This window comes from Bradyrhizobium aeschynomenes, from assembly GCF_013178945.1.
GTDB lineage: Bacteria > Pseudomonadota > Alphaproteobacteria > Rhizobiales > Xanthobacteraceae > Bradyrhizobium > Bradyrhizobium aeschynomenes.
This window is the reverse complement of the sequence record NZ_JABFDM010000006.1, coordinates 249,172-262,727: the sequence shown is the minus strand read 5'-3', so window position 1 is coordinate 262,727 and position 13,556 is coordinate 249,172. Positions and strand designations below refer to the sequence as shown.

The 13,556-nt window shown below is 65.5% G+C and carries 16 protein-coding genes; 9 read left to right on the top strand and 7 right to left on the bottom strand.

Translation table 11 applies throughout. From position 1 onward, the window contains the following. Positions 1 to 326 precede the first annotated feature (326 nt). Positions 327 to 593, top strand: a complete 267-nt coding sequence (locus HL666_RS19385) for a hypothetical protein (protein WP_246741572.1) — start codon at positions 327 to 329, stop codon at positions 591 to 593. 72 nt (positions 594 to 665) lie between these two features. On the opposite strand, the gene HL666_RS19380 is transcribed toward HL666_RS19385, so the two are convergent. Both HL666_RS19380 and HL666_RS19375 read right to left on the bottom strand, forming a co-directional pair. After that, the gene (locus HL666_RS19380) at positions 666 to 1,487 is read right to left on the bottom strand and encodes a lytic murein transglycosylase (RefSeq protein WP_172108607.1); all 822 of its coding nucleotides are present in this window, start codon (positions 1,485 to 1,487) and stop codon (positions 666 to 668) included. A 198-nt stretch (positions 1,488 to 1,685) separates the two neighbouring features. After that, positions 1,686 to 2,597, bottom strand: coding sequence for a DUF2189 domain-containing protein (locus HL666_RS19375; protein WP_246741571.1), 912 nt, complete (start codon positions 2,595 to 2,597; stop codon positions 1,686 to 1,688). A gap of 401 nt (positions 2,598 to 2,998) precedes the next feature. Here HL666_RS19375 and HL666_RS19370 point away from each other — a divergent pair, with 401 nt between their 5' ends. Continuing rightward, positions 2,999 to 3,403, top strand: coding sequence for a DUF3597 domain-containing protein (locus HL666_RS19370; RefSeq protein WP_172133165.1), 405 nt, complete (start codon positions 2,999 to 3,001; stop codon positions 3,401 to 3,403). Positions 3,404 to 3,497: 94 nt separating this feature from the next. Here HL666_RS19370 and HL666_RS19365 read toward each other — a convergent pair whose 3' ends face one another. The 4 genes from HL666_RS19365 to HL666_RS19350 all read right to left on the bottom strand — a co-directional run bounded on the left by HL666_RS19365 (position 3,498) and on the right by HL666_RS19350 (position 4,843). Further along, a complete protein-coding gene (locus tag HL666_RS19365; protein WP_172108613.1) occupies positions 3,498 to 3,662 on the bottom strand; it encodes a YjiS-like domain-containing protein in 165 nt (54 codons plus the stop codon). A gap of 115 nt (positions 3,663 to 3,777) precedes the next feature. Then, complete coding sequence (locus tag HL666_RS19360; protein ID WP_172183011.1) at positions 3,778 to 4,050, bottom strand: GNAT family N-acetyltransferase; 273 nt, start codon at positions 4,048 to 4,050, stop codon at positions 3,778 to 3,780. A 6-nt stretch (positions 4,051 to 4,056) separates the two neighbouring features. Next, positions 4,057 to 4,596 (bottom strand): DUF3828 domain-containing protein, encoded by a 540-nt coding sequence (locus HL666_RS19355; protein ID WP_172108617.1) that lies wholly within the window; start codon positions 4,594 to 4,596, stop codon positions 4,057 to 4,059. A 7-nt stretch (positions 4,597 to 4,603) separates the two neighbouring features. Continuing rightward, positions 4,604 to 4,843: a hypothetical protein gene (locus HL666_RS19350; RefSeq protein ID WP_210261979.1), complete on the bottom strand. Its 240-nt coding sequence runs from the start codon at positions 4,841 to 4,843 to the stop codon at positions 4,604 to 4,606. An 18-nt stretch (positions 4,844 to 4,861) separates the two neighbouring features. Between HL666_RS19350 and HL666_RS19345 the strand changes: the two genes are divergently transcribed. The 6 genes from HL666_RS19345 to HL666_RS19320 all read left to right on the top strand — a co-directional run bounded on the left by HL666_RS19345 (position 4,862) and on the right by HL666_RS19320 (position 11,540). Next, on the top strand, positions 4,862 to 6,463 hold the full coding sequence (locus tag HL666_RS19345; RefSeq protein ID WP_172183007.1) for an acyl-CoA synthetase: 1,602 nt from the start codon (positions 4,862 to 4,864) through the stop codon (positions 6,461 to 6,463). Positions 6,464 to 6,469: 6 nt separating this feature from the next. Then, a complete protein-coding gene (locus tag HL666_RS19340; protein ID WP_172183005.1) occupies positions 6,470 to 7,327 on the top strand; it encodes a PCC domain-containing protein in 858 nt (285 codons plus the stop codon). Positions 7,328 to 7,402: 75 nt separating this feature from the next. Beyond that, on the top strand, positions 7,403 to 8,173 hold the full coding sequence (locus HL666_RS19335) for an AAA family ATPase (protein WP_172183003.1): 771 nt from the start codon (positions 7,403 to 7,405) through the stop codon (positions 8,171 to 8,173). Positions 8,174 to 8,991: 818 nt separating this feature from the next. Further along, positions 8,992 to 9,678: a YecA/YgfB family protein gene (locus tag HL666_RS19330; RefSeq protein ID WP_172183001.1), complete on the top strand. Its 687-nt coding sequence runs from the start codon at positions 8,992 to 8,994 to the stop codon at positions 9,676 to 9,678. Between the two features lie 114 nt (positions 9,679 to 9,792). Then, a complete protein-coding gene (locus tag HL666_RS19325) occupies positions 9,793 to 10,359 on the top strand; it encodes an SRPBCC family protein (protein WP_172108627.1) in 567 nt (188 codons plus the stop codon). 281 nt (positions 10,360 to 10,640) lie between these two features. Next, positions 10,641 to 11,540: a YVTN family beta-propeller repeat protein gene (locus tag HL666_RS19320; RefSeq protein ID WP_311976051.1), complete on the top strand. Its 900-nt coding sequence runs from the start codon at positions 10,641 to 10,643 to the stop codon at positions 11,538 to 11,540. Between the two features lie 90 nt (positions 11,541 to 11,630). Here the strand turns inward: HL666_RS19320 and HL666_RS19315 are convergent, their stop codons facing one another. Further along, positions 11,631 to 12,275 carry an HAD-IA family hydrolase gene (locus tag HL666_RS19315; protein ID WP_172133158.1) on the bottom strand — a complete coding sequence of 215 codons (645 nt, stop codon included), beginning with the start codon at positions 12,273 to 12,275 and terminating at the stop codon, positions 11,631 to 11,633. A gap of 259 nt (positions 12,276 to 12,534) precedes the next feature. On the opposite strand from HL666_RS19315, the gene HL666_RS19310 reads away from it, so the two are divergent. Further along, positions 12,535 to 13,527 (top strand): lipase family protein, encoded by a 993-nt coding sequence (locus tag HL666_RS19310; RefSeq protein WP_172108631.1) that lies wholly within the window; start codon positions 12,535 to 12,537, stop codon positions 13,525 to 13,527. Positions 13,528 to 13,556 lie beyond the last annotated feature (29 nt).

Below are 13,556 nucleotides of genomic sequence, written 5' to 3'. Positions count from 1 at the left end.
GGGCAGGGCGCTCAGCGGGTGAGCGCCCATCGAAAACCTCCGTAATTATGCGGTTTTTCGATCGTTCGTTTGAACTGCTCAATCGATCGACTGTCCTTGCGACTGAAAAGCTGCCAGGCGTCGATCGTCCCACGGGAGGCGTCGGATTGCATGGGTCGAGAGTTGTGAATTGTAATTCATTAATTGATGCAGCGACCCCCGGCGCTACGGGCGCCTTCACGTCCCGCTCGCAAGGAGTTCATTTCGCTGGAATGTCCGGGCGATGCGACAAAGTGTCTCGGTGTCCGGCAATGATGCCGACGCCGTCGCACCAGCGAGGAAAAACAATGAACAGCAAACTGTTGGGGGCCGCGCTCGTCGTCGCGGCGACGACAACCTTCGGGCCGGCGCAGGCGGCGAGGATGCACGGCTCCGGCTGCAGCGGGGCCAATCTGGAGAAGACCGAGACCGCGATCGAGGCGATGGCCGATGGTGATGCCAGATACACGGCGCAGCGGGAGATCGCGGCGGCCCAGGATGCGCTGCTGAGCGGCAAGATGGGCGCCTGCAGCGTTCATCTGACGAAGGCTATGCAGGCCGGGATGATCAAGTAGCGCGTCAGTCGTTCGCATCGTCGAACCCACGGCCGGTCGCGTCACCGCGATCGGCCTTTTCCGCGGCGCAGTCTACGGCGCCCGCGCCAGCTGGGTCGCAAAGGTCGCGATCGTCCGCGCATAGACCTCGCTCTTGTTCCACTGCTGAATGATCGCGAAATTCGGGCTGCCGGGCTCCCAATCCTTGCCCTTCTGCCAGCCATAGCCCTTCAGATAGTTCGCGGTGGAGGCGAGCACGTCGGGCACGTTGCGGATCAGGTCACGGCGGCCGTTGCCGTCGAAATCGACCGCGTATTTCATCCAGGACGACGGCATGAATTGCGTCTGCCCGATCTCGCCGGCCCACGCGCCGCGCATCTCGGCAGGCTGGAGATCGCCGCGGTCGACGATGCGCAGGGCGTCCATCAACTCGCCGCGGAACTGCTCGGCCCGCCGGCAATCATGAGCCAGGGTCGCCAGCGCCCGGATGGTCGGAAACTTGCCGACATTGACGCCGAAATCGGTCTCCAGCCCCCAGATCGCGACCAGCACCTCGCCCGGCACGCCGTAGCTCTGCTCGATCCGCGACAGCACCGAGCCGTATTGCTTGAGCATGTTGGAGCCGCGGGTCAGGCGCGGCGGCACCATGCGCGCGGAGAACTCCTCGAAGGTCTGGCTGAACACCTTCTGACCGCGGTCGCGATTGAGCACGCTCTGATCGGGCGTCACGCCCGTCAGCGCAGCGTTGATTGCATTCTGCGAGATGCCCTTGGCCGCGGCCTCCGTCTTGAGTTCGGCAAGCCACGCATCGAAATTGCCGGTGCCGCAGGGAACGGCCGCCCTGGCCGGTGAGGTGAGGGCCAATAGGACAGCGAGACAGGCGAAGGCTGGGGCAGTGAGAACGCGAGCAATCATCGAAACACCTGGACGGCAATGGACTCAAAATAGGACGTGGGGACATGCTCCATGTCGGGCGCAACCGCGGCAGCAACAAGGCCTGCCGATCACATTGATGTCGGTTTTCGTGACTGCGCCGCTATCGTCCATTACCGCCGGCCTGCAAGACGCCGCCGGCCCGTGGGCCGGCGGCAATGACAACTCATCGGTGCGCCCTCACATCGAGTCACGCGAGCGCCATGGGAAGAGGTTCGCGGGAAAATCCGCCGCTGGCTTCGACCCGCGCGGAGCCGGCCGCACGACCGGCGCGGCGTCGGGGTGGATCGCGATCGCCTCGCGATAGAGATGCCAGGTGGCGTGGCCGAGCACCGGGATCACCACCGCGAGGCCGAGGAAGAACGGGATCGTGCCGGCCACCAGCAGCACCGCGACGATCAGGCCCCAGGTGGCGACCGGGATCGGGTTCTGTGCCGCGACGCGCAGCGAGGTCACCACCGCCTCGAGTGCGCCGGCATGTCGGTCGAGCATCAGGGGGAACGAGACGATGCTGAGGCACAGCGCGAGCAGCGCAAACAGGAAGCCGGCACCGCAGCCGACCGCGATCAGCCACCATCCTTGCGGCGTGGTGAATACGCGCTGAAGGAACTCGCTTGCAGTGGCTGCGCCGCCATAGCCGAACACCGCGACGTAGATCGCCTGCGCCGTCGCCACCCAGGTGACGAACAGGGCGAGCAGCAATGTGCCGAGTCCCAGCATCGCACCGAACGAGGGCGAGCGCAGCACGTCGAACGCATCCCATGCGCTGGCTTCCTCGCCGCGATCGCGGCGGCTGCTGAGCTCATAGAGCCCGAGCGCCGCGAATGGGCCGAGCAGGGCGAAACCGGCCGCGAGCGGGAACAGCAACGGCAGCACCGCATAGCCGAATACGGCGCGCGCCAGCACCAGACCGAGCACGGGATAGATCGCGCACAGCATCACGGCATGGCTGGGAACAGCCTTGAAATCGTCCCAGCCGAGCCGCAGCGCGCGCGTCAGGCTCGAAAAGTCGATCGTGCGGATCGTGATCTCCGCTGCGACCTCGTCGGCGGGCCGCAGATGTGCCGCGGCATTGCTGTGATAGGTGGCCATCGTCATTCGCTCCCTCATCTCGTGTGGGGCGCTTCCCAACCACGCAGGCCGGGCTGCGCTCGTCGCTGGACGGTTTCGCGGATGGCCAGACGCGACGAACCTCAGGACGGCCATTCGCGAACGGAAGCGAAGAGCATAATGGTGATCGCGGCCGCGCCTACTCACGCCTCGGTGAGTGTTGTGAATGCCGCGGTGCATTAGAGCCACGTTCCCCATCCATGAAGCTGAGCATTCTCCAGACAAAGTCATTCCGCCGTCATTCCGCCTTCGGTAAGCTTCACAATCGTCGCCGTGTTCGCTTGGCAGGCGACCGGGGGCGAAGAGGGCTGTGACGGGCAGCTCCGCAACGGAACACTGCCGGCCGAGTTCTTCATTCGATCACTATCCATTGGGAGCCATTGATGAGCGTTTTCGGAAAGATCATGGGCGCGATTTTCGGTCATCATGCCGAGGCCGCGCCGGCCGGCGGCAGTGCGCCTGCCACGGGCGGCAGCGCGCCAGCGGGCGGCACCGCAGCGGCTCCGACAGCGTCCCCTGCTGCGCCGCAAAACGTCGACGTGGCTGCGATCGTCGACAAGGCCGCGGCGGCCAAGCATGAGAAGCTGGAGTGGCGCACCTCGATCGTCGACCTGATGAAGGCGCTCGACATCGATTCGAGCCTGGCAGCGCGCAAGGAGCTGGCCAAGGAGCTCGGCTACAGCGGCGACACCAACGACTCCGCCAGCATGAATGTCTGGCTGCACAAGCAGGTCATGAGCAAGCTCGCGGCCAATGGCGGCAAGCTGCCGCCGGAGATCAAGCACTGAGCCTGTGCTGTTCTCGTTCAAAAAGCGAAAGGCCCGCCATCGTGCGGGCCTTTGTCGTCTTTGATCGCGTGTTGAACGACGATGCGTGAACGCCTCAGGCGCGCACGAGCGCGGCACGCGCCCAGGCTTCGGCATGCAGCTGGTCGCGGGTAAAGCCGATATCGTGCAGCGTACGCTCGTCGAGCTGGTCGACATAAGCGAGCTGGGTGCGATAGTGGACGTAGCGCTTGAGAACGTCGAAAACGGCCGTGATAAACATGAGCCTCTCCCCATTCGTCTGGTTGTTTGGACGGCCGGGAATTGCTGATCCATCCAGGTAGCCATGGGGTTAAAAGGCCCGCTCCAATGGTCGCGCTCGGTAGTTCTACGGGCCGTCAGGCCATGAGGTCGCGGTTCTCCGGGTGATCCCTGAGGTAATCGGCGACGAAGCTGCAGCCTGCGGCGACCTTGCGTCCCTCGCTGCGGATCAGCTCCAGCGCCCCCTTGACCAGCTCGGACGCGATGCCCCGCCCGCGGAGCGGACGCGGCGTCTCGGTGTGGGTGATGATCACCGCCTGCGGTGTCGCGCGATAATTGGCGAACGCGATGCTGCCTTCGATGTCGAGCTCGAAGCGGCTCTCGGCCTTGTTGTCGCGGACGGTGGTCATGATGCTCTACCTTCGTTTCGGTTTGTCGGTCAGCTTGATGAACTCGGCCAGCATCTCGCGGATCGACCACGGCTTGCCATCAATGGCGCCGCGGATGTCGTCGATCTTCCATTGGCCGGCATCGCGCACGAAGTCATAACGGATGACGTTGTCGGCCTGTTCCTTGCGATCGTCGCGGTGGCCGGCGATGGTAACGGCGATGGTCGCCTTGTCGGCGTCCTGCCTTTCGGGTGTCACCTTGAACGATGCGACGTCGGGATCCTGGGAATTGGTGATCGGATCGAAGTCGACTGCGCCGACCTCGCCCTTGGGCGTGCGGGCATCCATCGTCGCCCATTGAGCCGCCAGCGACTTCGACAGATATTTGGCGCGTGCTGCCTTGGTCTCGATGACGAAATTGCCGCCGTCCTCGCCCTTGCCCTTGGCGACGCGGGTGTAGATCGCGGTCATGATGCCCACGGGATCGTTGGCGGGGGTCTGCGCGTGCAGCGGCGAGATGGCCAGCATGCTGGCGAGGCTGAGCAGCAGGAGACGGCGATCGATCATGGTGTCCTCAAATCAGATTCGGTGCGCCGGGGATGCAGGAATTCGGGATGGACGACAGCGCGGCCGGCAGGGTTTTGTCGCACGGCGCCTGCATTCGTTCGAATGAGGCGGCTGCATGGGTGCGATGGCCCGGGTGATCTTGCGACGGCTTGCGGTACCACGATAAACAGGCACGGAGCAGGGCGGCCGAGATCGCCCCGGGATCGATCGAGGGGACGCCGCCAATGGTTTTGTTCATCAGCTGCAAGCAAGCGAGGGCCCCTCGATGACCACCGGATCCCTGCGCATGTCGCGGCGGGTGATGAACCTCGCGCATATCGTGACCCAGAACGGCCGTCGGCTCGCAGACCGCATCGGCTTCGTGTGGGGGGAACGTTCGTGGACCTGGCGCGAGATCGACGCGATGGTCTCGGCGCTGGCTGCGGGGCTCGCCGCGCAAGGGATCGCCAAGGGCGACCGCATCCTGGTGCATTCCAAGAATTGCGAGGAGATGTTCGTCTCGATGTTCGCCGCGTTCCGGCTCGGCGCGGTCTGGGTGCCCACCAATTTCCGCCTGATGCCGGACGAGGTCGCCTATCTCGCCACCGCCTCGGGAGCAAAGGCGTTTCTCTGCCATGGCGATTTTCCCGAGCATGCCGCGGCGGTGACGACGGCAGCATTGACCTGGCGCGTCGGCGAGAGTGGCGATCTCGGCACCCGCTCGGTCGCCGAGGTGATGAAGGCGCATGCGGGGGCGGACGTCGCGAACGCAGCGGTGGAGCACGACGATCCCTGCTGGTTCTTCTTCACCTCCGGCACGACGGGCCGCTCGAAAGCTGCAGTGCTCACCCATGGCCAGATGGCCTTCGTCATCACCAACCATCTCGCCGACCTGACGCCGGGCACGACCGAGCACGACGCGTCGCTGGTGGTTGCGCCGCTGTCGCATGGCGCGGGCGTGCACCAGCTGATGCAGAGCGCGCGCGGCGCCAAGACCGTGCTGCTGCCGAGCGAGAAGTTCGATATCGCCGAGGCCTTCCGGCTGATCGAGAGGCATCGCGTCAGCAATCTGTTCACCGTGCCGACGATCCTGAAGATGATGGTCGAGCATCCTGCGGTCGAGCAGTTCGATCATTCCTCGCTGCGCCACGTCATTTATGCCGGTGCACCGATGTACCGCGAGGACCAGAAGCGCGCGCTGGCGCGGCTCGGCAAGGTCATCGTGCAGTATTTCGGGCTCGGCGAGGTCACCGGCAACATCACCGTGCTGCCGGCCGCCGCGCATGAGGAGGAGGACGGACCCGACGCGCGGATCGGCAGCTGCGGCTATGAGCGCACGGGCATGCAGGTCTCGATCCAGGACGATCAAGGCCGCGAGCTGAACTCGGGCGAGACCGGCGAGATCTGCGTCATCGGGCCGGCGGTGTTCGCGGGCTACTACGACAATCCCGAAGCCAATGCGAAGGCATTCCGCGACGGCTGGTTCCGCACCGGCGATCTCGGTCACATGGACGCGCAGGGCTTCGTCTACATCACCGGCCGCGCGTCCGACATGTACATCTCCGGCGGCTCCAACATCTACCCGCGCGAGGTCGAGGAAAAGATCCTGACCCATCCGGATATCGGCGAGGTCGCCGTGCTCGGCGTGCCCGATCCGGTGTGGGGTGAGGTCGGCGTCGCCGTCTGCGTGGCGCGCGACGGCGCGGCGGCACCGAGCGAAAGCGCCATCGCCGGCTATCTCGCCACCAAGCTGCCGCGCTACAAGATGCCGAAGCGTTTCTTTTTCTGGGATGCCTTGCCGAAGTCGGGCTATGGCAAGATCCCGAAGCGCTTGGTGCGCGACGAGCTCGAGGCGCGCGGCCTGCTCGACCTCACCAAGCAGGGTTGAAAGTCGATGAGATCGATCACGCAACCCGGCTTGCCGGTCGCCGAGCGAATCCAATGGGTCGAGGCGCGCGGCCGCGCTTTCACGTTCACCATGGAGCAAGGGCAGCCGCTGCTGGAGGCTGCGCGCCGCGGCTTTGCGGCGCACGGATTTGCCGGCGGCGTACTCGAGATCAAAGGCGGTGCGCTCGGACCGTTCGCCTATGTGATGCCGGCGCTGTCGAAGACCGCGGATCACGCCGCGTTCTACAGCGAGACCTATCGTCCCGCCGGCGTGACGCGGCTCTCGACCGCGACGATGACGCTCGGCATGCGCGACGGCGCGCCATTCTTCCATTGCCACGCGCTGTGGACGGAGGCGGGCGGCCGCGCTGGAGGCGGGCACATCCTGCCGGAGGAAACCGTCGTCGCCGAGCCGTTCGAGGTCGCGGCGTTTGGCGTCGATGGGGCGATCTTCGCGGCCGAGCCTGATCCCGAGACCGGCTTCAAGCTGTTCGGACCGGTTCCTGCCGTACCGCGCGGCGCGACGACGGATCGCCGCGCCTTCGCGCTGCGGCTGCGGCCGAACCAGGATTTCGCCGGCTGCCTCGAAGCGTTCTGCAAGGCGCAGGGCGTCCGTGAGGTCCGCATCCGCGGCGGCGTCGGTTCGACCATCGGCGCGCGCTTCGACGACGGCGGCGTCGTCGAGCCGTTCGCGACCGAACTGACCATCACGTCGGGCGCGATCGCGCCCAGCGCCGACGGTCTCCAAGCCACGCTCGACGTCGCGCTGGTCGACTACACCGGAGCGCTGGCGCAGGGCCGTCTGGTGCGCGGTGACAATCCGGTGCTGATGACCATGGAGCTGGTGCTGGAGGTCGTGGCATAGATCGATGGCCGTGGTGGCGGGCGGCGCCTTGATGTGCGAGATTGCCCGTGAGGTCACTGAGGTTGTGTAGACGGCATGGCGAGGAAGCAGCGTGAGATCCGGCTGCGCGCACCCTATCTGAAGCGGCTGTGGCTCGATCCGGCAAAGGTCGATGACCGGACCGCCTATCCGTTCTGCCTGCCGTTTCTCCGCGACGACTTCGAGCTGAGCTTCACCAGCGCGATCACCATCATTGTCGGCGAGAACGGCACCGGGAAGTCGACGTTGCTCGAAGGCATCGCGGCGCTCGCAGGCTATGACGAGGCCGGCGGCGGCAAGGGATACATGCCGGTGAATCACGCCCGCGCGGTGGAGCGCATGGGTGGCGCGCTCGGCAAGGCCTTCCGCGCCGCCTGGCTGCCCAGGATCACGCAAGGCTGGTTCTTCCGTGCCGAAAGCTTCTTCTCGGTGGCGCGGTATCTCGACGAGGCTGCGCTTGACGATCCGCTCGGCGGGCCGCCGCCCGACTTCCTGTCGCATTCGCACGGCGAAGGCTTCCTGCGCTTCTTCGAGGAGCGCTGCCAGCGCCAGGGCCTTTACATCTTCGACGAGCCGGAATCGGCGCTGTCGCCGGCGCGGCAGATCGAGTTTCTGAAGCTGATGCGGCGGATGGACGAGGCCGGGCACTGTCAGGTGCTGATGGCGACACATTCGCCGGTGCTGATGGCCTATCCTGGCGCGACGCTGTTGCGCCTGAGCAAGAATGGTCTTGAGCCCGTGCGGGTGCAGGACACGGATCATTTCAAGGCGCTGCGCGAGTTCTGCACCGATCCTGATGGGTTCGTGCAGGGCGTGCTCGCGGAGTGAGGGCACGAGCGCTCTGGTCGTCTGCGTGGCTTTGCGCCGCTCGGGACGACAATCACAGCTGTCATCGCCCGGCTTGACCGGGCGATCCATTTCGGCGCGGCCCATCGGTCAACAACGACCGCCTCTGGAATACTCGATCGCCCGGTCAAGCCGGGCGATGACAGGGGAGTGTGGGGCTGTGGTGTCGCGCAATAAGTTGGCATGAAGCACCGGTCTCGCGATGCCTCTGCATCCGAGCTTTGCCATTCATGTCGCCCTCCGGAAGTGAGAGGGCGCAGGGAAGGCCGGGTGCAGGCCGCACCCATGGCCCGCCTGCGAAAAAAATGCAGGCGGTAGGAACCACAGGATTGGCCGAGCAACCGGCCTTCCCTGCGCGACGGTTTACGACTTATACGCGCTCTCCTCGGTGCACCGGGCTTTCTGGCCACCGTCATCGGCGTGACGCCCTGAAGACATCGACACCCACTTGACCTCAGCGTCGGGAGGTCAGGACCACACGATTTCGCCGTCCGCCCCAAAACCCGTCGTCTGCGCAAAAGCACCGGGTCCGTGACGTCCATCGCATCCCGCCCTCCACGCCCGTGACGACCGCGAAGCGCCCCTCTCGTGAGAGCAGGACGGCGACAGGAAAACCGAAATTCTGCAAAGACGAAAGCGGAATATTTTTCGCGGCACGACTGGACAGGGGTGATGCCGCTGATCCCTTGTCGAAATTTAGATTTTGCGCGCGGGCCTGTTTTGGTGTCAAACGGCGATGTCGCGGCGTGGGCGTCGGGCAAATCAGGTCGCGACGCGGGCAGGGAAGAGCAGGGTTGCAGATGCCGGAGCGCGCCAATTCTCACGCCGAGCTCGAGCAGGCGCTGCTCGCGCTCGATGACCGGGCCATGGTGCTGGAGGAGCTCGACGGCTTCATCGCCGGTCTGCTGGTTCTGCCCGAGCAGGTCCCACCCGGCGAATGGTTCGCGGCGGCGTTCGGGTTCGGCAAGGGGAAGCGCTCGGTGTTCGCGAGCATCGACCATGCCAACGCGGTGCTCGATCTGGTGATGGCATACTACGACGAGATCGCACGGACGCTGACGCGCGAGCCGGAGCTGTATCAGCCGCGCTTTCCGGTCGATCCCGTGAACGGCGACGTGATCTGGGAGCTGTGGATCGACGGCTTTGCTGCGGCGGTGGACCTGCGTGGCGCGCGGTTCGCCGCCTATCGGCAGGTCGACGGTGACGTCGGCGAGGCGGCGCTGATGCTGACGGTGGCGATCGAGCTGGCGCTGGACGAAAACGGCGATCGCGTCGCCAATCCCCAGCTCGACCGCGCGGCGCCGGCTGACATCCGCGACGCCGTGCTGACCTTGAACCGTCATCGTCGCAGCGGCGCGACCGTGCCCGGCGCACCCGCCTTCACCGAGCAGCCCAATCCGTTCGCGTCATTCGGCAAGATCGGCCGCAACGATCCGTGTCCCTGCGGTTCCGGCCAGAAATACAAGCGCTGCTGCGGCGCGAATTGAGGCGGCCACGACCGCCACGACACGGTCTTTTTTGTTGCAACAATCCGGTGCGGTGCAAATATGGTGCTGCCCGCGCCGGATGCGCGGGCCAATGAGACTGGTTGAGGAAACGACATGAGGATGGTGTTCGGCAAGGCGCCGGCCGTGACGGCGGCGCTCGCGATCGCAACGGCCCTGACAATCACGGCTCTGACCACGGCGGAAGCGCATGGTCCGACCCGGCGCAAGGTGCAGGAGCATGTCGAGATCAATGCCGCACCCGCCAAGGTGTGGGCCGTGATCGGCAACTTTCAGGACATGAGCTGGCTCGGTCCGGTCGAGAAGACCGCAGGCGACAAGGGCAACGAGATCGGCGCCACGCGCAAGCTGACCCTGAAGGGCGGCGCCACCGTCGATGAGGAGCTCTACAAATACGACGCCGAGAAGATGAGCTATTCGTACCGCATCACCGCGGTTGACGTGAAGGTGCTGCCGGTGACGAACTACTCGTCGACGATCGCGGTGACGCCGAGCGCAGACGGCAAGGGCAGCGTGGTCGAATGGACCGGCGCCTTCTACCGCGGCTTCCCGAACAACGACCCGCCGCCGGAGCTGAGCGACGAGGCCGCGGTCAACGCGGTGACCGGGCTCTATAAGGGCGGACTGGAAGGCTTGAAGAAGAAGGTGGAGAGCGGGAGCTAAGGATTGCGGTTGAGGGATCGCTCATGTGGCTCAGCGCGCGCTGCGCTCCCTCTCCCCGTTCTTACGGGGAGAGGGTTGGGGTGAGGGGCAGCCGCACGGGGAGTGTACGTGGGGAGACCCGCATCCTTTCATCCGGATCGGATCTGACGGTGCAATCAGTGCGCGCGCAATTCGTCGCGCCCACGCAGCCGCGCAGAGATAAGGACCAGGGTCACTTCGGCAGCTTTCAAATTCGCGCGGTCTGGTATCGAGTTCTTTTAGTCGGTTCTTTCCTCGCCTGCATCGCCATCACCGCCCACGCCGAGGAAGCCTTCGTCACCAATCAGCTCAGCGATGATCTAACGATCGTCGACCTCGCCACCTCGAAGCCCGTCGCCACCATTCCGATCGGCGGCAAGCCGGCGGGCGTGGCCGTCGCCGCGGACGGGCGCTTCGCCTACGTGGCGAGCCCCGACGATAAATCCGTCAGCGTCCTCGACGCCGTCGCGCGCAAGGTGGTCGGACGTATCGACGTCGGCGGTGGGCCGCTCGGCATCGCCGTGACGCCGGATGGCGCGACGGTCTATGTTGCCGACTGGTACAATGCCGCGATCCGCGTGATCGATGCGAAAGCCCGCGCGGTGACCGGCAGCATCGCTGTCGGCGCCTCGCCCTCGGGGCTCGCGGTGACACAAGACGGCAAGCTGCTGCTGTCGGCCGATCGTGACGATGACATGGTGTCGGTGATCGACACCGCGACCCGGCAGCGGCTCAAGACCATCAAGGTGGGCACGCGGCCGTTCGGCATCACCATCGATGCCGAGGGCCGGCGCGCCTACACCGCCAATGTCGGCTCGAACGACGTCTCGGTGATCGATCTCGCCGATGGCCGTGAAATCGGTCGCATCAAGACCGGCCTGCGGCCCTATGCCGTCGCGCTGGCGCAGGGCCGGGGCTTCGTGACCGACCAGTATGACGGAACGGTGAGCGTGTTCGACATCGCGAGCCTGCAGCCGCTCAAGCGCATCAATGTCGGCGACTATCCCGAAGGCATCGAGGCGACCGCGGACGGCCAGCGGATCATCGTCGCCAATTGGGAGAGCAACATCCTGAGCGTCATCGACGTGGCCGCGTTGAAGGTGACAAGCGAGATCAAGGTCGGCAACGGCCCACGCGCGTTCGGCGCGTTCCTGCGGCGGTGAGGCGTTGGCGTAGCCCGGATGAGCGTGAACGACATCCGGGTGCTGCTCCGACATCAGCGATGAACCCGGATATCGCTGCGCCCATCCCGGCTACGAGGCGGCGGCCTGGGTCACCACCAGCCGCTCCACGATCTCCTCCATCCGCGTGAACACCAGCTCCGGCTGCCGGTCGCGCAGCGCCTTCTCCGCGGCATAGCCCCACGTCACGGCGCCGAACGCGATGCCGGCGGTGCGCGCCGCTTCGATGTCGCGGGTCTCGTCGCCGATCGCAATCACCTCGGCCGGGTTGGCGCCGATGCGCTTGACGACGCGCTTGAACTTCTTCGCCTTGCCGTACAGCGACGCCGAGCAGTCGAAAGCGGTGAACAGCTGCGCCGACGCTCCGAGCTTCTGGCGCGCATTGGCCTCGGTGTCCGACGACACCAGCGCCAGGCGGATGTCCGCCGCTGCCAGTGTCGCCAGCATGGCCTCGACCCCGGCGAACAGTGGAATGCTGGCGGCCTGCTCGGTCTTGAGGCGGCGGATGTGCCGCGCGATCAGCGGCAGCTTCCAGCGCGAGACGCCGAGATGGTTCAGCACCTCGGCGGTCGAGGAATGGCGCAGCAGCTCGACGTCCTCGTCGACGACGGGGCGGAAGCGATAGCGCGCCGCCACCGTGTTCACGTTGCGCCGAAACCAGGGAAGGCTGTCGGCCAAGGTACCGTCGAGATCGAAGATGACGAGAGAATAGGGCATCGGACCTGAAACGGTGGGCGGGACGACGGGGGCGTGTTGTTACGACAGCATGCGCCATAGCAACGGCACGAGCACGGCGCAACGTGATGAGGCCGGCGTCCGGTCCGCGCCGGGCGGTCGACGAAGATAACTTGAGATTGAACAGGTTGTGATGTGCACGCCGGATGCGCCGCGGCTATGCTGATGGCATGCAGGGCCCGCGTTCGCTCGGCCTGCACAATTTGATTCATTTTCTCATTTGCGAGCAGAGAGATTTCACATGGCCCTCAACAAGGTTGCTGCCGCCTATCTGTCCTACTTCGCCTATATCGACGATGCGCTGGACACCGTCCAGCCGGGCGATTTCACCAAGCTGCTCAGTGCTGTGCCGTCGGGGGCGGCGAACGGTCCGTGGTCGCTGTGCTGGGGGCCGGCGGTCAACAACGGCGTGCTCGCTTACGTGGCGCAGGGCAATGACGGCAGCTACGCGCTGGCGTTCCGCGGCACCGATGTCGATGGCTCGGTCGCAGGCGCGTTCGAGAACGTGCTGGCCGATGCCGATGCGTTCTTTCTGGTGCCCTGGCTGTATCCGCAGCAGACCGGAGCGCCGCAGCAGGTCAGCGCCGGCATCAACGATGCGCTGGCGCTGGCGATCGCGATGACCGACCCCACGACGGACCTGTCGCTGCTGGACTATCTGCGCGGACTTGCCGCCAAACAAAATCTGCAATTGATGGTGACCGGGCACAGCCTGGGCGGCGCGCTTGCCGTCGTCGCAACGGCGTGGCTGCAGGATCAGCTGCCGAAGCTGAATTCGTCGATGACCTTCACGCTGTGGCCGCACAGCTTCGCCGCACCGACGATGTGGAACGCCGGCTTCGCGACCACGTTCGCCAAGTCCTACACGTACTACGCCGCCGTCAACGGCAACGACATCGTGCCGATGGGCTGGGCTAATCTGAAGAGCATTCTCGGCACCTATGCGGCGCCAGGCCCGGTGCTGAAGGACACCAACTATTTCTCGATCTATTTGCCGCTGAAGGCGCTCAGCAGCACCATCCCGACCTATACGCAGATCACGCCGAGCAATCCGGATGCGTTCACGATCGCGCCCGTCGCGGAGCCGAACGATTCCTGGACTGCGGAGGCGGGGTATATGCATTCGATGCAGCTGCAGTACTTTCCGCACGCGACCGGCACCACGGCGCCGGTGCTGCCGGGAATTACCAAGACAGGCGTGGCGCGTCCGCGCGCGGCTGCTGCCGCGGCGTGAGCGGTCCGGCAGCCCGGGCGATCTCTGGT